Annotated in this window: 15 protein-coding genes; 9 read left to right on the forward strand and 6 right to left on the reverse strand. The window is 35.8% G+C overall.

Annotation, left to right across the window (positions count from 1 at the left end):
• Positions 1-29: 29 nt before the first annotated feature.
• On the reverse strand, positions 30-1,301 hold the full coding sequence (locus tag AAGF08_RS11300) for a DUF5103 domain-containing protein (protein WP_343511272.1): 1,272 nt from the start codon (positions 1,299-1,301) through the stop codon (positions 30-32).
• A gap of 41 nt (positions 1,302-1,342) precedes the next feature.
• A complete protein-coding gene (gene abc-f / locus AAGF08_RS11305; RefSeq protein WP_343511273.1) occupies positions 1,343-3,265 on the reverse strand; it encodes a ribosomal protection-like ABC-F family protein in 1,923 nt (640 codons plus the stop codon).
• A gap of 93 nt (positions 3,266-3,358) precedes the next feature.
• Here abc-f and AAGF08_RS11310 point away from each other — a divergent pair, with 93 nt between their 5' ends.
• The gene (locus AAGF08_RS11310; RefSeq protein ID WP_343511275.1) at positions 3,359-4,564 is read left to right on the forward strand and encodes a PQQ-dependent sugar dehydrogenase; all 1,206 of its coding nucleotides are present in this window, start codon (positions 3,359-3,361) and stop codon (positions 4,562-4,564) included.
• Between the two features lie 29 nt (positions 4,565-4,593).
• Here AAGF08_RS11310 and AAGF08_RS11315 read toward each other — a convergent pair whose 3' ends face one another.
• From AAGF08_RS11315 to AAGF08_RS11330, 4 genes are all read right to left on the reverse strand, one after another.
• Positions 4,594-5,913 carry an AarF/ABC1/UbiB kinase family protein gene (locus tag AAGF08_RS11315; RefSeq protein ID WP_343511276.1) on the reverse strand — a complete coding sequence of 440 codons (1,320 nt, stop codon included), beginning with the start codon at positions 5,911-5,913 and terminating at the stop codon, positions 4,594-4,596.
• A gap of 3 nt (positions 5,914-5,916) precedes the next feature.
• Positions 5,917-6,582 carry a TetR family transcriptional regulator C-terminal domain-containing protein gene (locus tag AAGF08_RS11320; RefSeq protein WP_343511277.1) on the reverse strand — a complete coding sequence of 222 codons (666 nt, stop codon included), beginning with the start codon at positions 6,580-6,582 and terminating at the stop codon, positions 5,917-5,919.
• Positions 6,583-6,694: 112 nt separating this feature from the next.
• Positions 6,695-7,234: an ATP-dependent protease subunit HslV gene (gene hslV / locus AAGF08_RS11325; RefSeq protein WP_343511278.1), complete on the reverse strand. Its 540-nt coding sequence runs from the start codon at positions 7,232-7,234 to the stop codon at positions 6,695-6,697.
• Positions 7,235-7,378: 144 nt separating this feature from the next.
• Positions 7,379-9,010 (reverse strand): pyruvate dehydrogenase complex dihydrolipoamide acetyltransferase, encoded by a 1,632-nt coding sequence (locus AAGF08_RS11330; protein ID WP_343511279.1) that lies wholly within the window; start codon positions 9,008-9,010, stop codon positions 7,379-7,381.
• 121 nt (positions 9,011-9,131) lie between these two features.
• On the opposite strand from AAGF08_RS11330, the gene AAGF08_RS11335 reads away from it, so the two are divergent.
• The 8 genes from AAGF08_RS11335 to AAGF08_RS11370 all read left to right on the forward strand — a co-directional run bounded on the left by AAGF08_RS11335 (position 9,132) and on the right by AAGF08_RS11370 (position 20,781).
• Positions 9,132-10,091, forward strand: a complete 960-nt coding sequence (locus tag AAGF08_RS11335; protein WP_343511280.1) for an alpha/beta fold hydrolase — start codon at positions 9,132-9,134, stop codon at positions 10,089-10,091.
• A gap of 34 nt (positions 10,092-10,125) precedes the next feature.
• Entirely contained in the window at positions 10,126-10,824 is a 699-nt protein-coding gene (locus AAGF08_RS11340) for an SOS response-associated peptidase (protein ID WP_343511281.1), read from the forward strand.
• A gap of 90 nt (positions 10,825-10,914) precedes the next feature.
• Positions 10,915-11,913 (forward strand): beta-ketoacyl-ACP synthase III, encoded by a 999-nt coding sequence (locus AAGF08_RS11345; protein WP_343511282.1) that lies wholly within the window; start codon positions 10,915-10,917, stop codon positions 11,911-11,913.
• A gap of 1 nt (position 11,914) precedes the next feature.
• Positions 11,915-12,490, forward strand: coding sequence for a hypothetical protein (locus tag AAGF08_RS11350; RefSeq protein ID WP_343511283.1), 576 nt, complete (start codon positions 11,915-11,917; stop codon positions 12,488-12,490).
• A 126-nt stretch (positions 12,491-12,616) separates the two neighbouring features.
• Entirely contained in the window at positions 12,617-14,182 is a 1,566-nt protein-coding gene (locus AAGF08_RS11355) for a hypothetical protein (protein WP_343511284.1), read from the forward strand.
• A 712-nt stretch (positions 14,183-14,894) separates the two neighbouring features.
• Positions 14,895-16,142, forward strand: coding sequence for an ROK family protein (locus AAGF08_RS11360; protein ID WP_343511285.1), 1,248 nt, complete (start codon positions 14,895-14,897; stop codon positions 16,140-16,142).
• Between the two features lie 20 nt (positions 16,143-16,162).
• Positions 16,163-19,450 (forward strand): VCBS repeat-containing protein, encoded by a 3,288-nt coding sequence (locus AAGF08_RS11365; RefSeq protein ID WP_343511286.1) that lies wholly within the window; start codon positions 16,163-16,165, stop codon positions 19,448-19,450.
• Complete coding sequence (locus AAGF08_RS11370; RefSeq protein ID WP_343511287.1) at positions 19,447-20,781, forward strand: vanadium-dependent haloperoxidase; 1,335 nt, start codon at positions 19,447-19,449, stop codon at positions 20,779-20,781. Before AAGF08_RS11365 ends, AAGF08_RS11370 begins: the two co-directional genes overlap by 4 nt.
• Positions 20,782-20,785: the final 4 nt, after the last annotated feature.

The raw sequence follows: 20,785 nt of genomic DNA on the forward strand, positions 1-20,785 counted from the left end.
CCTCTTAAAAATTTAAGAGGGGTTAATTTTTATAGCCTTCTTCGATTGGGTTGCAATAAGACGTAACCTACAAGTTGATCATACCTAGAACCTAAAGCTCTCAGGTATACAAATACTTCATATTCATTTTCTGTTTCAAAGTGTGAACCTTCAAATAAATTCGTTTCGATGGTTCCATTCTTCATAATGCCTATTTGGTAATCATACCAACCTTGTTTTAGGAGCATAGAAGTTCTATAGATTTTATCCTTTTCATCCCAGGCCATTCTAGCTTCGGGTGATTTTCCCCAGTTTGTTAAAGAACCCAATAAATAAATCGGTTCTGAAGATTGGTCTACACCCACATTAAAAGTCATATATACGTATTGACTTTCTAATTCAGGATCCCCACCAGGTCTATCATTATTATCTACAATATATTGTCCATTCAGATCCAAGTATTGTGAGTATACTTCATTTGTTCTAGGCTGATTTAGGAGAGATTCACCGAAAACTACATCTTCTTCAACTCTCATTGAAGCAATATTTTGACCACTTGCTCTCATAAACCTCAGATCAATAAATCTAAATTCATTGCTCGCATCAAAGCTATTACCTCCATCAAAGTCTTCATATCTAAGAATTTTTGAGCTTTGATTCATAAAGGTTGGCTTTGTCAAAAATTTCGCATTATCCCATCTCTGATTCTGCCTGACTACTACTTTTATTTGAGTCTCAGGATTAATTACTTCTACTTTTGAATAATTAACTACTGTATTCACTTGCTGCACTCCTCTCCTATTGGCAGTTTGTGTAGGTGGAACCACTGCTGCCCCTACAGTCAATAAGTCCTCATAAATCATAAATCGTTTTGTCAAAATCACATCGCTGGCATCCCTCCTTCTATAAACTTTGACTACATAATTACCAGACTTGGTCACTTGAGGAATTTCAAACCTATAATGTATATAGGGTATTCGTGTATTTATTGAATAATCATAGTCTTGGATATTAAACTCATTAAAAGGGACTAAAAAGTCATTGTTCTTTAATGCAGATTGTTTCCAGTCAGAATCACAATGAATTAAAGTGGCTGAATACATTTCAGGATCATAAGCCAAGTCATCAAAAAGTAAAACGAGTTTTTTACCTCCCAGCACAGAGACTACAGGCGCATCAAGTTGACTTCCTGTTAAAGGTCCCATAGGAAATAACCTGACCGATTGAATGTGATCTTTATAAACTTTATCTTCAATTTGTGCGGAAACTTCCTGACAATAGTAAAATAGAAAAGAAAAAAGTACGAACGGAATTTGTTTCATGTTTCCCAAATTAGTCAATTTGAAGTCTATTATAGCTTCATTTAGGCAATTACGTCTTGAATTGCAGAGATTTTATCCACAAGATTTTCCCAATTTTCATTTAGACTATCCAACTTAGAATGTAAAGTTTGATGCTTTTCCTGTACTTTTTTTAATTCCTCTTCATTAGTATAAAGTGAAGGATTTGCCATCTCAAGTTCAGTATCAGCTTTTTGTTTCTCCAGTTTTTCAATTTCAGATTCCACCTGTTTTAAATCTTCTTCTAGTTTTCGAAGATCTTTTTTTGCCTGAGTTAATTCAACTTGATTCTTCCGAGGAGTAGGCTTCTCTTTTTTTGTAGGTTTAGATGTTTCGGTATCCTTTTCTTCAGTTTGCTGAGACTTCCAAACTTCATATTCTGCATAGGTTCCCGGGTATTCTTTTATCTCATGATTTTCTATGTACCAAATCTTATTCGCTACACCTTTAATAAAATGTCTATCGTGAGAAACAGTTACAAAAGTACCCTCGTATTGCTGCAAAGCCTGAATTAATATGTTTACAGATTGGAAATCCAAATGGTTAGTCGGTTCATCCAAGAGTAAAAAATTTGATTCAGATATTAATGTTTTAGCCAATGCAACGCGAGATTTCTCACCTCCGGAAAGCACTTTTATCTTCTTAAAAACATCATCATTGGTAAAAAGAAAACAGCCAAGTACGTTTCTAAGTTCTGTTTCGGTTTTAGCACTTCCAGATTGAGCCATTTCCTGAAGAATTTCATTTTCTAACGTCAATGCCTCTAATTGGTGCTGTGCAAAGAACGATTTGATTACATTATATCCTTCTTCTCTTTTACCATCAATTTTTTCAGAGCCATCTATTACCCGCAATAATGTTGACTTTCCTTTACCATTTGCCCCAATCAAAGCAATTTTATCTCCTCGCTCAATTCTTGCAGATGCATTTTTCAAAATAATATTCTCTCCATAAGCTTTGGAAACATGATCTAAAACAACGACATCTCTTCCTGATTGCTTAGAAAATTTAAACTTAAAATTTACTGAAACTTGATCATCAATAACTTCATGAACTTTCTCCATCCTGTCAAGGGCTTTTATCCTTGATTGAACTTGATTGGATTTTGTTGCCTTGGCACGGAATCGTTCAATAAATTTTTCCGTTTGCTTGATCATTTGCTGTTGATTCTCATAAGCATTTTGCTGAATTTCCATCCTCTCCTTTTTTTCCTCTTTATAAAAGGAATAGTTACCGGAATATAGCGTAAGAGTTTGATTCGCTACTTCCACCGTACTACTGATGCAGTTATCTAAAAAAGTCTGATCGTGAGAAACTACAACAACTGCTCCTTCATATGTTTTCAAATAGTTTTCTACCCACTGTATGGAGGGTAAATCAAGGTGGTTGGTGGGCTCATCGAGCATCAATAAAGATGGTTTCTCTAAAAGGAGCTTAGCCAACATGACGCGCATCCTCCAACCTCCAGAGAAAGTTCTCAGTGGTTTTTGAAGATCAGAAGTTTTAAACCCTATTCCTTCTAATACTTCTTCTGCTTTGGCTTTAATTGTATAACCCTCATTTGCTTCAAACATATCTTGCAGTTTTGCAAGCCTGTTCATAATTTCATCTGAGTAATCAGTTTCCATTTGTTTGAGTACCTGATCTATTTCATCCTGTAATTCAAGGGTTTCTTTGAAAGCGGCAAGGGCTACATTTAAAATACTATCATCAGATTGGTAGGAAAGTAAATCCTGGTTTAAAAATCCAATGGAACAATCTTTTGCTTTTTGGACTTCTCCTGATGTAGGCTGATAATCTCCTGAAATAATTTTCAAAAGTGTCGATTTACCAGTACCATTTTGCCCAACCAATCCAATTTTATCTTTTGGCTTGATATGGAGGTTGGCATTTTCGTATAAAGGACGACCGCCTATGAAATATGATAGATTACTTATTGATAACATACCCCAAAAATAAAGATTAACCCGTTCATATACCTTTGAAAAAAGAACATTCTGAAATTGATTAGTTTACCTACAATAAGAAAAGAAAATATTATGAAAACCATTTCAATTGTATCCTTATCTATGCTTTTGGCAGTATGCTGTATTACAGCGAGTTGTCAGCAAAAAGAAAAAGTTAAAATCCAGCCCATTAAAACCGTTAATTCTGCGAATAAAAGAGATATATCAAATGCAGTTGCTGAAGTACAATTAGATAAACTCACCCTGCCTTCAAATTTTAAAATTGATGTCTGGGCTGCAGATATTCCTAATGCAAGAGCAATGGCTATCAGTGAAGAGGGAATTGTTTTTGTTGGAAACAGACAAGAAGATAAAGTCTATGCTGTGATAGATGAAGACGGTGATGGTAAAGCAGATTCAAAATTCATTTTGGCAGAAGGACTGCAAATGCCCAATGGAGTTGCTTATAAAGATGGAGACTTATATGTAGCTGAAGTGAGTAGGATATTAAGATTTAGAGATATCAAAAACAATCTCGGTAATCCTACCTACGAAGTGATTTATGATGAATTCCCGACAGAAACACATCACGGATGGAAATTTATCTCATTTGGACCAGATGGTAAACTTTATGTTCCAGTTGGAGCACCTTGTAATATTTGTGATCCGGAAGAAGAAATATTTGCTAGCATCACTCGATTAGATGTAAATGCTGCGAATCCTAAACCAGAAGTTTATGCCCATGGAGTTAGGAATTCTGTAGGTTTTGACTGGAACCCAGAAACTGGAAACTTGTGGTTTACCGATAATGGTAGAGACATGATGGGAGACGATATTCCGAATTGTGAATTAAATAGAATTACAGAAGCAGGTCAGCATTTTGGTTACCCATATTGGCATGCAGGCGATGTTAAAGATCCTGAGTTTGGAGATGCTGGTGGTGCACAATCAGACTACATTGCCCCCGCAGCATTGATGGGGCCTCATAATGCTCCATTGGGAATGAGATTTTATGAAGACGGAATGTTTCCTGATTCATACAACAATTCTATTTTTATAGCGAAGCATGGTTCTTGGAACAGAAGCAAAAAAGCAGGTTATGTGGTAGCCGTTGAAAAATTAGATGACAGTTCTAATGTGACAGGAGAAGAAATATTTATTGAAGGCTGGTTAGATGATGCATCTCAGGATGTTTGGGGAAGACCTGTAGATGTTCAAGAATTGCCAGATGGCAGTATGCTGATATCAGATGACATGGCAGGTGTTATTTACAGGGTAACTTACTCATCTCCAGAATAAAAAAAGGGAAGCTGGTGCTTCCCTTTTTTCTATTTTAACCAATCAGGTTTTGTTGTGATTACTTCTGCCTGAAGTTGATTTAACAAATTATACAGACCAAAGTAAGTCCTATTTACATATAAGCCATGCCTTGAACCCCTGGCTTGTCTTGATTTTTTAAACATTTTGTCATTGGAGATCCTATCACCCAATTGAAAAATTTGTTCAAAAAAACCGTCATCGGCAAAATCAAATCGATCCACATGGAACGGTTTACCTAATAGAGAAATCATTTCTTTAAAAACACCTTTAAAATAAGCTTGTTCCTCTTCTGTGTCTTTGGAAGAAATAAACTCAAGGCCATAAAAGATCTGATCAAGTTCACTTTGATTTATAAGAAGGTCTTTTTTGATCAAAGCAAAATACCCATTGTAGAAATCTTCTGGAATAACCTTAACGCATCCAAAATCGATGATCCCTAATTGATCACCTTCTTGAATAATAAAATTTCCTGGGTGAGGATCCGCATGGACTTGTTTTAAATTATGGACTTGATGATGATAGAAATCCCACAACGCTTGTCCAATTTGATTTCTAGCATCTTGACTTGGATTTGAATCCAACCATTCTTTCAAATGTTGCCCTTCTATCCAATCCATAGTAATTATCCTATCTGAACTAAATTCATCGTAATAGGTTGGGAACTTTAAATTCGAGATATGTGAGCAAGCTGTTGAAATCTCTCTAGAACGTTGAATTTCAAGAATATAATCAGTTTCCTCCAATAGTTTCTCCTCTACTTCAGCCATATAATGATCTAATTCTCTTTCGTTCATATTTAATAAACGAAGAGCGAAAGGCCTTACTAACTTTAAGTCTGAACTCACTGAATCTGCTACCCCAGGATATTGAATTTTAACAGCTAACGGTTTTCCAGATTGAGTTGCTTTATGAACCTGGCCAATAGAAGCAGCATTCACTGCCGACTTAGTGAAAGTTTCAAAGATTTGGTCAGGTGTTTTACTAAAGTATTTTTGGAATGTCTTTACCACCAAAGGGTAAGAAAGTGGTGGAGCAGAATATTGAGCCATTGTAAACTTATCTTGATAAGCTCTAGGTAAAAGATTTTTATCCATCGACATCATTTGAGCCACTTTCAAAGCTGAACCTTTCAACTGGCTCAAGGAATTATAAATATCAGATGCATTATTTTGATGCAACTCTTCTTTATTCATGCTTGGGTTTACAACCTTCTTGGCATAATGCTTCACATAATTTCCTCCAACCCTAGCTCCAGTTGAAATGAATTTGGCAGCTCTTTGTACTTTAGATACCGGAATTGATTCCTGTTCATTTAATTTTTCAGCCATTACCTATTTGGATTGATACATGAATTTTGCAAAGTCTATAAAAGAATCTAAAGCGCTTTTGCCCATTAGATCAAAAGCTAGATTGACGGATTTTTCTATCGCTGCGTCAGTTTTTTCAAATCTTGGGGAACTGTCATTCAACCAGTATTGAAAAACAAACCAGAGTTGAATCCACATTGCCTCATCATATCTTTCACTTATAAAAGGCCTGTTTGCTATCTCCTCAGTTTCTTTACCTTCTAATATGATATCGCTAGCGAACTCCTTGAACTTTTCTTTAAATGCGATTGCTTCTTTTGGAAGAGAAGTTACTTTTTGAGTATTACTTGAGTATAGACTCAGTAAATAAGATCTGTTTTTCTTTAGTTCCTCGATCCAGGTAAATAGAAAACCTAGAAATTTCTCTCTTGCGCTATATTCTTTAAAAACTTCTTGGGCTTCAATCTGCTTCAAAGTTTCATCAAATATTTCAAGCCAAATGGCGGACTTAATAGAATCAAAAGAAGTATACCAAGTATAAAACTCCTCTTCCTTCATTTTCAAGTCCTTTGAAAACTTAAAGATTGATTTGGGCATCGTTCCATGCTCCAAAACATACGCTTTAAATGCTTCAAGAATTATTTTTTTAAAATCTTTCTTTGTTGTCTTTTTTGCTGAAGTAGTTGTCATAGATTTTACTTGATGTCATAGGCGTAACATATAAACGAGTCAACAGGTTTATAAAAAGGCATAAAAAAAACCGGAGAATTATCTCCGGCCGAATTGTTAGATTCAAAAATAGTTAATTCACTTTCTCTATTACAAGGTTATGATTGGTATAAATACATACATCTGCAGCTATATTTAAACTTTCTCTAACCATCTCCTCGGCAGTCATTTGAGGAGCAAATTGTTTCATAGCCCTGGCTGCAGATTGAGCGTACATACTTCCTGAACCAATTGTGGCAATATCCATATCTGGTTCGATTACATCTCCAGTTCCAGAAATAATTAATATATCTTCCATATCTGCAACAATCATCATGGCTTCCAGTTTGCTTAGCATTCTATCTGTCCTCCACTCTTTTGCCAACTCAACTGCAGCCCGTTTCATATTATTTCCAAAAGCCCCTAATTTCTCTTCGAATTTTTCCAATAGGGTAAATGCATCAGCCGTTGATCCTGCAAAGCCAGTAACAATCTTTCCGCCCTGCAAAACTCTTAATTTTTTTACAGTACTTTTTGCTATTGTATTTCCTAATGTAGCCTGTCCATCGGCACCTATTACTACTTCGCCGTTATGACGAATAGCCACAACAGTTGTTGATTTAATTCTTTCCATAAAAACTTGTTTATTTCTTACGCTATTAATAATAACTCTCTCTTAGAAAAATTACTCCTAGCAATTCATCATTTCTCTTGGTTATACCAATAACCATACAAAAAGCAAAAAGTCCTGAAATCAGGACTTTTTGACAGTTAATATTTATACCAGGATTCTCACAGGATCTTCGAGTAGACTCTTTAAGGTAATCAAAAATGCAGATCCAACAGATCCATCGACTACTCGATGATCACAGGATAAGGTCACTTTCATCACATTTCCAATTTGCATTTGACCATCCTTAACTATTACAGTTTCTTTAATTCCTCCTACAGCAAGTATACAAGCATCCGGTGGATTGATAATCGCTGTAAATTCGTCAATTCCAAACATGCCCAGATTTGAAATAGTAAAGGTATTTCCTTCCCAATCCTTAGGCTGTAATTCTTTATTTTTCGCTTTCCCACCTAAAGCTTTCGCCTGTGTAGAAATTTGAGATAGAGACAAGCTATCTGCAAATCGAATTACAGGAACCAGTAAACCTTCATCCACAGCAACTGCCATTCCAATATGAATGTGGTCATTGTATCTGATTTTATCTCCCAACCAGCTAGAATTAACTTTGGGATGCTGGCGTAAAGCTGCAGCTGCAGCTTTAATTACCATATCATTAAATGAAATCTTCACTGGAGAAACCTCATTCATGCTCTTTCTCGCTTCAATAGCTTTGTCCATGTTTATTTCCATGGTCAAGTAGAAATGAGGAGCACCAAATTTACTTTCGGCAAGTCTTTTTGCAATGACTTTACGCATTTGAGAAACTTTCTCTTCCTTAAAGCTCTCCTGACCTATAGCAGGAGCTCCTGAAGCAACTGTGGCCTGAGGTGCTGCAGCAGCAGGAACAAAGTTTTCTACATCTTTCTTAATTATTCTTCCTCCATCACCTGACCCACTTATCAGTCTAATATCAAATCCCTTTTCCTCAGCTATCTTCTTGGCTAAAGGAGAAGCTTTAACCCTTTCTCCTTCAGAAGTCATAGCAGGAGTTGAACTTGTAGTAGGTTCAGATTTTTCAGATGAAACAGGTTCCGGTTTTGGAGTAGGTGTTGGCTCAGATTTTGGTTCCGCATTTGAATCAGCAGAACTACTTTTATGGGCTTTCAACAAAGTCTCATAATCCGCTCCTTTTGCTCCGATCACAGCGATAACACCATCTACAGGAACACTATCCCCTGACTCTACACCAATATATAATAGCGTCCCGTCATCGTAGCTTTCCAGCTCCATGGTGGCCTTATCAGTTTCCACCTCTGCGATTATTTCTCCTGATTTAACATCATCCCCCACTTTTTTCAACCAAGAGGCAATAGTCCCTTCCTGCATGGTGTCTGACATTTTAGGCATCGTGATAACAGTCGCATCAATATTTGATACGTCAATGTCTTCTTTTGGAGCTTCAGGTTTTGATTCTGCGGGAGTTTCTTCAGCTTTAGCGGCCTCCTTTTTATCTTCAGCAGGCTTCTCAGCTCCATTCAATAAATGTTCGTAGTCCTCTCCTTTCTCACCAATGACAGCAATTACACCGTTAACTGGTACGGAATCTTTCTCTTTTACTCCAATATATAAAAGCACACCTTCATCGTAGGATTCAAGCTCCATGGTTGCTTTGTCGGTTTCTACTTCTGCCAGAATATCTCCCGGTTTTACAGTATCCCCAACTTTTTTCAACCATGCAGCGATCACACCTTCTTCCATGGTGTCGCTCATTTTAGGCATTCTGATAATTTCGGCCATGAGTTATTGCGCTCTATTCGTTTTTAATAGTGTCCAAAAATAGTTTTTATAATATCTTTAATCAAATATAAAACTAGTATTTTACCCATGCATTTCAGCCATCTTATTCCAAAACCCTGATATGCCCTTAATTCAGAACAATAATTATCAAAGACCAACTTGGCTTTTCAACCGCCATTTAGAAACCATTTACCCTGCCATATTTAGAAATGTTGAGTTGGAAAAGCCTATTCGTGAAAGAATTACAACGATTGATGGGGATTTTCTTGATTTAGATTGGTATAAACATGGGAGCTCAAAACTAATAATTCTGAACCATGGTTTAGAAGGAAATAGTTCCCGGGCCTACATTCTGGGAATGACTAAAATTTTCCTAAAAAATAATTATGATGTTCTTACTTGGAACTATAGAGGCTGTGGAGAGGAATTAAATCATAAACCCATTTTTTATCATTCAGGAGCCACCTATGATTTAAAGACTGTAATTAACCATTCTGAAACTAATTATGACGAAGTTAATTTGATAGGTTTTTCATTAGGGGGAAATTTAATTTTAAAATATCTAGGAGAAAATCAGAATTTATCAAAAAAAATAAAAAAAGGCGTTGCTATTTCTGTCCCACTTCATCTCAGTAGTTCCAGTAAAAAAATCTCTTCTTTGGAGAATACGATGTATTCCAAACGTTTTCTAAAAACATTAAAAGAAAAGGTTGTCCTAAAATCTAGAGCTCATCCCAAAGAAATTCCAGTTCAAATGTTGAAAAACATAAAAACTTTAACAGATTTTGATGATTATTTAACAGGCCCACTTCATGGGTTTTCAGATGCTGAAGAATACTACGAAATCAACTCTTCATTATATTTCCTAGAAAAAATAAAAGTGCCAACATTGGTCTTAAATGCAATAAATGACCCTTTTTTAAGTGAACTTTGCTATCCATATGATCTTGCGGAAAAACTAGAAAAAGTGTATTTTGAGTTCCCTAAAAAAGGAGGTCATGTAGGATTTACCTCAACCGAATCTAAAAAACCTTACTATTCTGAACTTCGGGCAGTTGAATTTATAAGTAAGGATATCTAACTTCCAATTCTAGGTTTAATAAATCAAATCAATTATGTGCGGACGCTATTCACTGAGTAAAAGTAAAATCGAACTAGAAGAAAGGTTCCAAGCGGAAATGCTAAGTGATTTTAAGCCTAGATATAATATTGCTCCTACTCAGTTAGTCCCCGTCATTACTTCAGCAAGTCCAAAAGGATTTTCATTTTTTTATTGGGGTATCACCCCAGATTTTGGAAAAAACAAACCGGTCGCCCTGAAACTAATCAATGCAAAATCTGAAACGATAGATCAGAAAATCTCTTTTAAAAGCTCTTTCCAAAGAAGACGATGCATCATTCCCGCAGATGGATTTTATGAGTGGAAAAAACTGGGCAAAAAGACAAAAATCCCTTATCGATTTACACTCCGAGATAATGAATTATTCTCGATGGCCGGAATCTGGGAAGAATACGAATCTGTATCCGGAGAAACACAACATACCTTTTTGATCTTGACGACCACTCCTAATGAGGTTGTATCTGAGATTCACGATAGAATGCCAGTTATTTTCACAAAAGAGGCTGAAAAAATATGGTTGGATAATTACACATCTGATGAGGATTTAAAAAAGATCCTTAAGCCTTTATCATCTGACTCCATGGTTAGTTTTTCAGTTTCACCTTTGGTTAACTCTGTGCAAAATGATACACCAGCTGTAATGCGCAAAACTTCTCCAATGGATCAACATGGAAATTATACTTTGTTTGGGTAGTAAAAAACATTTTCTTGTATGAAAGGGTCTTTTGCTTGAGTGTAATCATATTCTCATATTTGAATATCTTTTTAATAAACCCAATTCGTGATGAAGAAATCTAAAATTCTAGGTGTAGGCCATTCTGTCCCTGATCGAGTAGTTACCAACACGGAACTTTCTCAAATAATGGATACAAATGATGAGTGGATTGTAGAACGTACGGGAATAGAAGAAAGAAGATGGTTTACACCTGGAATCGATACTGTGACTAGTTTATCAAAGAAAGCTTCTCTAATTGCATTAGAAAGGGCTGGGATTCAAGCTTCAGATTTAGATTTCATTGTTTTTGCAACTATTACGCCCGACTATTATGTCCCTGGAAATGGAGTCCTGTTACAGCGGGAATTGGGAATACCGGGAATTGGAGCTCTTGACATAAGAAATGCTTGCTCAGGATTTATTTATGCACTTTCTGTAGCTGATCAGTTTATAAAAACCGGAATGTATAAACGAATCTTAGTAGTAGGAGCGGAAATTCAATCTTCTGGATTAGATAAAAGCAATGAAGGACGATCAAGTGCAGTTATTTTTGCAGATGGAGCCGGGGCTTTGGTACTTGGGGCTACTGATCAGGAAAATTCAGGAATTTTATCTACTCACTTACATGCAGACGGGAATTTTGCAGAAGAACTATATTGTAAGGATCCGGGAAGTTCAAGAGAAGACAGATTTTCCCAAGAATTATTTGATTCAGGTAGTTTCTTTTTGAAAATGAATGGAAACGTAGTGTTCAAACATGCCATTGTAAGGTTTATAGAAGTAATAAATGAAGCTTTAGAATTCAATAAATTAAAAAAAGAGGATATAGACCTTTTGATTCCGCACCAAGCAAACCTCCGCATCAGTCAATATATCCAGCAAAAATTGAATTTTTCGGATGATAAAGTTTTCAACAATATTATGCATTTGGGGAACACCACAGGAGCTACTATCCCTATAGCACTCAGTGAAGCCTGGGAACAAAGTCGAATAAAAGAAGGTGATTTAATTTGCCTAGCAGCATTTGGCTCAGGGTTTACTTGGGCATCTTCTCTATTAAGATGGTAATATGAGTTCAGATCGACACCATGTAGACCTAAAACTGTGGAGAGACAATTCTTTTTTTAAAAGACAGCATAGGTTAAAACTCCAATTCTGGGAAATATTGTCTAGAGTCGCTGAAAATATTTCAGATAAGTCTCTCCAAAAAATCCGTTCTAAACACAAATCCAAAAAGCTTTCAAGAGGTAATGATCTACTTGGAATGCCATATCATGTTTTAGACATAATTAGAGATTTTAACCCAAAATCAGGTTTGAATATTCGAGTCTTGAATTGGTTTGGAAATGGACTATACTTACAGATTTTGACAGGAAATGAAAATTCAGAAAAGGTTTATAATTTTCTTTATGAAAACAGTTTCTTTTATGGAATGACAGATAGTCCGTGGGATTATCCGGGGTTAATTCTTGAAAATCAAAAAACAAATTCTCCCGATATAAATCAATTTTCGAAAGAAGAATTACAAGTTTGGCTTAAGGAAATAAAAATAGAAGGTGATGAATCTGAGATAATTAAAACAATCTCTCAGAATATCAGTGCACTCATAGAACAATTTTCCAAAATTTTCGGAGAGGAGAAATAATATTTTTTTTAAAACTGCAACAGGGTAATCACGTAAAATAAAATCAATTGCTTAATAAGAGTTCAAAATTTATTACTTTATGTCAAAATCGTTTATAACCTATTCACCTGAAAGAATAGTATCTCTATGAAATATATCCTGTTGTTAGGGGTGATTTTGTACTCATCGTCGCTTTTTGCCCAGAAACCCGCTGTTGTTAAAATATACAGTCAAGATTCTTCAATTATGGCCACTGGTGTTTTGGAAGGTCCTGTAAAAGAAGGACTTTGGAAATATTATAATCCAAAAACTAATCAATTACTTTCTGAAGGAACGTTCAAAAATGGCGTAAAAGAAGGTCAATGGACCTCTTTCAACTCACGAGGTCAAAAAAAAGTTGTTGCTGAATATAAGGATGGAAAACTTTTTGGACCTACTCAAATCTATGATCCGGATGGAGCTTTGATAAATGAAATGATTTTCCAGGATAGTTTACTGGTCGGGCAGTATATTGAATATTATGGGAAAACAGGTAATCCAGGATATATTCGACCGAAGCAAGTCAAACGAGAAGGTACTTATGAAAATGGGATGAAAACTGGTGTTTGGGTAACCTATCATGAATTCGGAGAGCCCGCAATAGTAGAAAATTTCAAGGAAAACAAAAGAGAAGGACCCTATCTAGAATACGATCCAGAAGGAATTTTATTAATTGAGACAACCTATAAAAACGGACAATTAGACGGTGACTTCAAGAGATATTTTTATCCTAATAGGGCCATAGAAGAAGGTAAATACTCCAATGGAAATAAAATCGGCGTCTGGAAGAGGTATTTCCCTGAAAATCAAAGGATTGAAGCAGAAGAAATTTATGATGAATATGGCAAAAAGACCGGGACTTGGAATTATTACTATGAAAATGGGCGAATAGCGAGAATTGAAAAGTACAAAAATAATATAGCTGAAGGCACTTGGGAAGAGTATTTTCCGAATAAGGACCTTTCAAAAAGGCAAACTTACGTATTGGGAGTTCCTGAAGGAGAATATGTGGAATATCATAACACCGGTGAGCTTTCTGTTTCAGGAATGTATAAATCTGGAATGAAAACTGGTCTTTGGAAAAGTTTTTTTCCAGATGGAGAAATCTATTCTATTGGAGAATATAGAAATGATTTAAAAACAGGAAATTGGAAATATTTTAACAAAATTGGAATCCTCATTGCTGAAGGTGAATTCAATTTAGGGTTAGAAGTGGGTCAATGGTTTTACTATTATGACGGAGGTCAATTAAAGTCCGTAGGTACTTATAAATTAGGAATGGAAGATGGAGTATGGGGTCTTTTTTACGATAATAGAAATCTTACACAAGAGGAATTCTGGGATTCGGGAAAATTAATGAACGTAGGCCCATATAATTCTTTTGATGGAGAAGAAAAATATGATAAGGGGACTTTGAAAGATGGAAATGGTACAAGAATCACCTATTATGTAACCGGAAAAAAAGAATCAGAAGGGAATTATAAATCAGGAAAAGCTGAAGGATTATGGATTTTTTACCATGAAAATGGTAGGAAAGCCTCTGAAGGCAACATGAAAGAAGGTAAAAAGGATGGTTTATGGAGATATTACAATCCTTCTGGAAGACTTGAGGATCTTATAAAATATAAAGATGATGAAATTGTAGAAGAGGATTCTGAGGTAATTAGATTTTAGACAAACTCCTTTTTGATCAATGAAAATCAAAAAAATATATTCCTGATCGAATTTCTGTTAATCCTAGAATCGAAATATATTAGAATATTTCAAATTAATTAAAATGATTTTCAAATGTAATATTTTAATTTTTAGATATTTATCTTAAATTAGATAACTATTTAATCTTGTCCGATAGACTGATTTTTTAAACTGTATTAGATTATTTTAAGGGTGATTGAGCTACGGACCTATTTGTCAAAATTTTTTAGCCCGGTTATTCCGGGCTTTTATATGATCTAGCATAATCGTCCTCTAACTAGACTATATCATCTTCATTAGATGGGTTAACTGGGTCTGAATGCATTCAGATTTCATCAACAAAACCCTGTAATTTAGTCCCAAACAGTCTATGGCGCTCCCCTTTTTAAAGAGAAACTCTTTCTCCAAAATTCATTGGGATTGCCTGGCCTTGAACACCAGAAGGATTTCAATAAGTCAGGAACTAGTTCAATTTCATTTTTTTTTAACTTATCTAGCTAAAAATAATGAAGTATTAAAAGGGGGACACAATCCTTGAACAGCTTTTTCCTTAAATCTTTTTACCGAAATACCCTTATTTATTCAATAAATCACGAATTACACAATGTTTCAAATTAAGTTTATGTATTTTTTTAAAAAAGTACTTTTTTCAAACTTAAAAAATACTTTAATTGAAGGATAATTTTGACTTATGCATCTAATAAACCCTCAGGAAGTAATTGATAAAATGGACGGAGTCGTCGAAATCAAAAGCTACCTAAACAAACTCAAAATCATTAAGAATTTGTATCTGAAAGGTGCAAATACAGCAAGTGAAATATGTTCAGAAGTCGGAATTTCTCTTCCAACAGTAAATGCATTGCTAGGTGACCTTATGGGATCTGGTGAAGTAATAAAGCAAGGAAGAGCTGAGTCTCAGGGTGGGAGAAAACCCGATTTATATCGACTTGCAGAGGATGCATTCTATGTCTTATCTGTAGATTTATCAAGATTTCAAGCTAATCTAGCTTTGTATTCCTGTAATCAAACAATAGCTTACGAAAAGGAAAGTCATAAAATCACCTTAGATAACGAAAAAGAAACGTTTGACCGATTGTGTGATTTAATTGATACTTATCTTCAAAAAAGCGGTATTAGTTCTGAAAAAATTATAGCAATTGGTATATCCATGCCAGGTTTGTTAGATTCGATTACAGGAGTAAATTATACCTATTTGAGATTCGGAAAAAAGTCATTACTTGAAAATTTAGAAGCGAGGTTTTCGAAGAAAATATTCCTGGAAAATGATGCGAGGGCAATGACCCTCGCGGAATTCAAATTTGGATCTGACCATTCTCACAAAAATGTTTTAGGAATATTTGTAGGATGGGGAATTGGTCTTGGTATTATCATTGACGGTAAAATATATCAAGGCGCTTCAGGTTTTGCAGGCGAATTTTCCCACTCCCCAATCTTCGAATCCAGAGACGTTACTTGCACGTGTGGAAAAAAAGGTTGCTTAGAGGCAGTTGCTTCGGGAACAGCAATCGTTAGGATGGCAGAAGAAGCCATCAAACTTGATAAAGACAGTATTCTGGCTAGAATGGTGAGAGATCATCAAGGGGAGCTTGAACCAGCTCTGGTAGTGGAAGCTGCGCTAGCTGGCGACCAAAGAGCGATAACCATCCTTTCAGAAGCAGGTCTTGATCTAGGAAGAGGTATTTCTATTCTCATTCAGCTTTTAAATCCTGAACTAATTATCATTGGTGGATCAGTGGCAGAAGCAAATCAATATTTAATAACTCCAATTCAACAAGCCTTGAATATTTATAGCATGGCAAAATCCCGTGAAAAGTCAGAGCTTGCACTCTACCAGCTTGGTGAAGATGTTGGGCTATTAGGCGGAGTTGCTGTCGTCAATGAAAAGCTATTTGAAGATGTAATAAACCGATTGAGCTAAGAATCTTCAAAATTTAAATCATGAATTCCTTATTAAAACCCAAGGCAGTTTTTATCGTCATAGGGTTTTTACTTCTTTTTAATCCAAAATACAATTTAATAGCACAAAGTGCTTCCTCAACATCCTTTGAAAAAATCTCAAACAGGAAGTCAGGAATTACTTTTAAGAATCAATTAAAAGAAGATGAAAAGAACAATATTCTCCGCTACGAATATTTCTATAATGGTGGGGGTGTTGCCATTGGAGATCTTGATAATGACGGACTAGAAGATTTGTTTTTCACGGCAAATTTGGGGTCAAATAAAATCTATAAAAACTTAGGAAACTGGAAATTTGAAGACAAAACAAAAGATGCAGGATTAGCTGGAAAGGAAGTTTGGACTACTGGTGCAAGTATGGCGGACGTGAATGCAGATGGTTTATTAGATATCTATGTTTGCTATTCGGGTAAGGGAGAACCTGTTAACCGTGGCAATGAACTTTGGATAAATAATGGTGATTTCACCTTCTCTGAATCAGCATCAGAATATGGTTTGGATGATAAGTCAAATAGTACCCAAGCATTATTTTTTGATTTCGACAAAGACGGTGATCTTGATATGTATCTGCTTAATCATAACATTGAGGTCATCAATGAACTCGAATTTAGTGATGTAAAAGATATTAGACATCCATATGCTGGAGATAAGCTGTATAGAAACGACGGCGGGAAATTTGTGGATATCAGCGAAAAGGCTGGAATAAAAGGTTCTGCTCTAGGGTTTGGATTATCAGTTATTGCTTCAGATATCAACCAGGATGGTTGGATGGATTTATTGGTTACAAATGATTACATAGAACCGGATTACGTTTACATCAACCAAAAAGATGGTACTTTTTCAGATCTGATGCCTCAATATTTTCAGCATATTTCTCACTTTTCTATGGGATCGGATATCTCAGACATCAATAATGATGGGGATTTGGACATCTATACGCTAGACATGCTACCTGAGGATAATGAGAGGCAAAAATTATTATATGGTCCAGAAAATTACGAACAGTATGCTTTGATGATAAAAGAGGGATTTCATCATCAGAACATGAGAAACATGCTTCAGTTAAATCTTGGCGAAGGAATTTTTACTGAAGTTGCTCAAATGGCCAATATTTCAAATACAGATTGGAGTTGGTCTGCTCTGTTTTTTGATGCAACTAATAATGGAAAAAAAGACCTGTTTATTACTAATGGGTATTTTCGTGATTACACAAATCGAGATTTCTTGAAGTACAAAGGTGATTATTACTTTAAACAGGCAGTTGCAAATGAAAAAGCGGATACGCTTCATTTAGTTACTTCAATGACCTCTACCCCTATTCATAATTATATTTTTGAAAATCAGGGAAACTTGGAATTTACCGATCGTAGCAAAGATTGGGGATTTGATGAGAAAGGGTTTTCAAGTGGAGCTGCCTATGCGGATTTGGATAATGATGGAGATTTGGACTTAGTAGTAAACAATCTGAATGACTTCGCATCAATTTACCAAAACAATACAAATCCCAATAATTGGCTACAAATCTCCTTAAGTGAAAACTCTTCTAATACTTATGCTATTGGTGCTATTGTAGAAGTATCTACAACTAAAGAAAATCAAACCTTAGAGTTACAACCTGTTAGAGGATTCCAATCCTCTGTCAGTCCACGACTTCAATTTGGATTAGATGAAATCACCTCTGTTACTTCAATTAAAATAACATGGCCGGATGAATCCGTGCAACTCCTTGAAAATGTTCCTGCGAATCAGCATCTAAAGATTCAAAAAGAAAATTCTGGTCGCTCGCAACTCTCTTCAAAGCCAGTTCCATTGCTTAGCAAAAGTAATTTCGCTCCTAAATACACTCCAGTTCCTATGGAGTTTAATGATTTTAAAAGGCAACCTTTAATGGTAACTATGCCAAGTTATATCAGTCCTGTTTTGGCTCAAGGAGATTTGAATAAGGACGGAAATCCTGAAATTTTTATTGGCGGAACAAAAGGACAAGCCGGTGAAATCTACTCCATCAAAAACGATAGCTGGGTAGTGAATTCAGGTTTTCGAAGTACGCCAGAATATACAGATGCAGTGGCTCTTTTCGAGGATTTCAACGGGGATGGATTTCAAGATTTATTTATAGGAAGTGGTGGATACCATGATTATATCGGTTCTGATGAAGCCCTTCAAGATCGATTATATTTAAATGATGGCAATGGTAACCTGTCCAAACAAAATTTTTTTCCAGATTATAAATTTAGCACAGGTACAGCTCAAGCAATCGATGTCAATTCAGATGGGAATTTGGATCTATTTGTTGGTGCAAAATTAATCCCTGGCAAATACCCAATAATTCCGGAAAGTAAAATTCTTATCAATGACGGAACAGGAAATTTCAAGGATCAAACGTTAGATTATTTGCCTGAAGAAGGGAAAATAGGTTTAATAACCAGCTCTGAAAAAATTGATCTAAATCGCGATGGTAAAATGGATTTAATTCTCGCCGGAGAGTTTTTACCAATTACTATTTTGATTAATACAGGCTCAGGTTTTGAAAATCAAACTCAAAAGTATTTTCAATCTGGTTTATCAGGATGGTGGGGAAGTCTTGCTAAAGGGGATTTTGATGGAGATGGAGATATGGATTTAGTGGCAGGTAATTTTGGACTAAACTCTCAATTTGAGGCAAATGAAAACAAAGTACTGCGTTTATATGCTTCTGATTTCGATAAAAATGGCTCGATAGATCCTATTTTAGAATGCTTTGTTGGGGATAAAATGTACCCATTCCCAAGCAGGGATGAATTGTTGGATCAAATGGTCAGTATGAGAAGTAAATTTACAGATTATGCTTCCTATTCTACAGCAACTATGCAGGACCTTTTCACAGAAAAGGAGCTTGAAAATGCCCAAGTTCTCGAAGCAAACATCCTCGAATCCGTTTATTTAGAAAATACTCAAAGTGGATTCATTGTTAAAAAACTTCCGAAACTGGCACAATCTTTTCCGATTTATGCTATCCTGCCTTTTGATATTAATGGAGATGGAAACTTGGATTTAATTCTTGGAGGAAATCAAACGTATGCTAGAATACGTATTGGAAAAATAGATGCTGGTTTAGGATTAGTCATGCTGGGAGACGGTAAAGGAAACTTTCAAACCATTTCACCAAATGAATCCGGACTGGCTATCAAGGGGGATATCAAATCAATCATTCCTGTAAAAACTCTCGGTACGACCCAAATCCTATTTGGCATTAACCAGCAGCCTTTGCAAAGCTTTCAAATCAAATGAGTTTTTTATTCAAAATATGTTCGGGTCTTTTCTTAATTGGTGGCCTCTATATTAATACCGTCTTAAGTAGTCCTAAAGACCCAAACTGGCCTAAAATTTATGCTGAGGAGCTATTCCATATAACAGAAGTTATGGTCACCGATGTAGCAAGCCCTCCTGTGGCAGCTAGAATTTACGCCTATTCCAACTTGGCCCCATATCTAGTTGTCAAAAGTCAAGGAAAATCATTTAGACATGGGGACTTAATTGAAAGCTCCTACTTGAAAAATCATGAATGGGGTATTCCAACAAGTCAAGTGTCCTCTCCCGAATTTGTCGGAATCTTGGCTATGCTAAAAGTAGGGCAGGCTATCATGCCATCCGGTTATTTATTGGAAGAAAAACAAAAAGAATGGATTCAAAAGGCATTAAAAGATAAAATCATTCGAAAAAAGTCGCTCCAAGAGCATATTAATTTAGCAGATTTAATTGCTAAGAAAATTATGGAAGTAGCAAGAAAAGATGGTTATCTCCAACTTTCTACTTTGACCAGATACACCCCTCAAAAAGGGGAAGGGTATTGGTACCCCACTCCTCCTGCATATATCGCGGCAGTAGAACCTGAGTGGGAAACTATTAAGCCTTTTTTCATTCAAAATCTGGAAGACTTTAAGCCAGCTCCTATGGCTCCATTTGACATGAAAGAAGGGAGCTCATTTCACAAACAGTTGATGGAAGTATACAATACTACCAATGAGCTAAATGAAGAGAAAAAACTGATAGCCAATTTCTGGGACTGTAATCCTTTCAAAGTTGAATTTTCAGGACATATGGCAATTGGTGTTAAAAAAATATCACCAGGAGGACATTGGATAGGTATCACTGGGATCGCTGCCGAAAAATCCGATCTTTCTTTTACAGAAACAGCTTTTGTACACGCATTGGTTGGAATGGCATTGCATGATGCCTTTATTTCCTGTTGGAAAGCAAAATACGATACCGATAGAATCCGTCCTGAAACTGTAATCAATCAAAAAATGGATCAGCGATGGAGACCGCTTTTACAGACGCCTCCTTTCCCCGAATACACTTCTGGTCACTCGGTTATCAGTAGAGCATCTGCAGTTGTTTTAACAGGCTATTTTGGAGATAATTTTGAATTTATCGATAGCTCTGAAACCTACTTTGGTTTACCAGAAAGACCATTCCCCTCTTTTCTTTATGCCTCAGAAGAAGCTGCTATTTCGAGATTATATGGTGGAATTCACTTTCGTGATGCCATTGAAGAGGGAGTGAAACAAGGAGAGAAAATCGGAGATATGATTTGGTCAAAGGTTGGAAGTCAGGATTAAAACA

The organism is Algoriphagus sp. SE2 (assembly GCF_039563885.1).
Classification (GTDB): domain Bacteria; phylum Bacteroidota; class Bacteroidia; order Cytophagales; family Cyclobacteriaceae; genus Algoriphagus.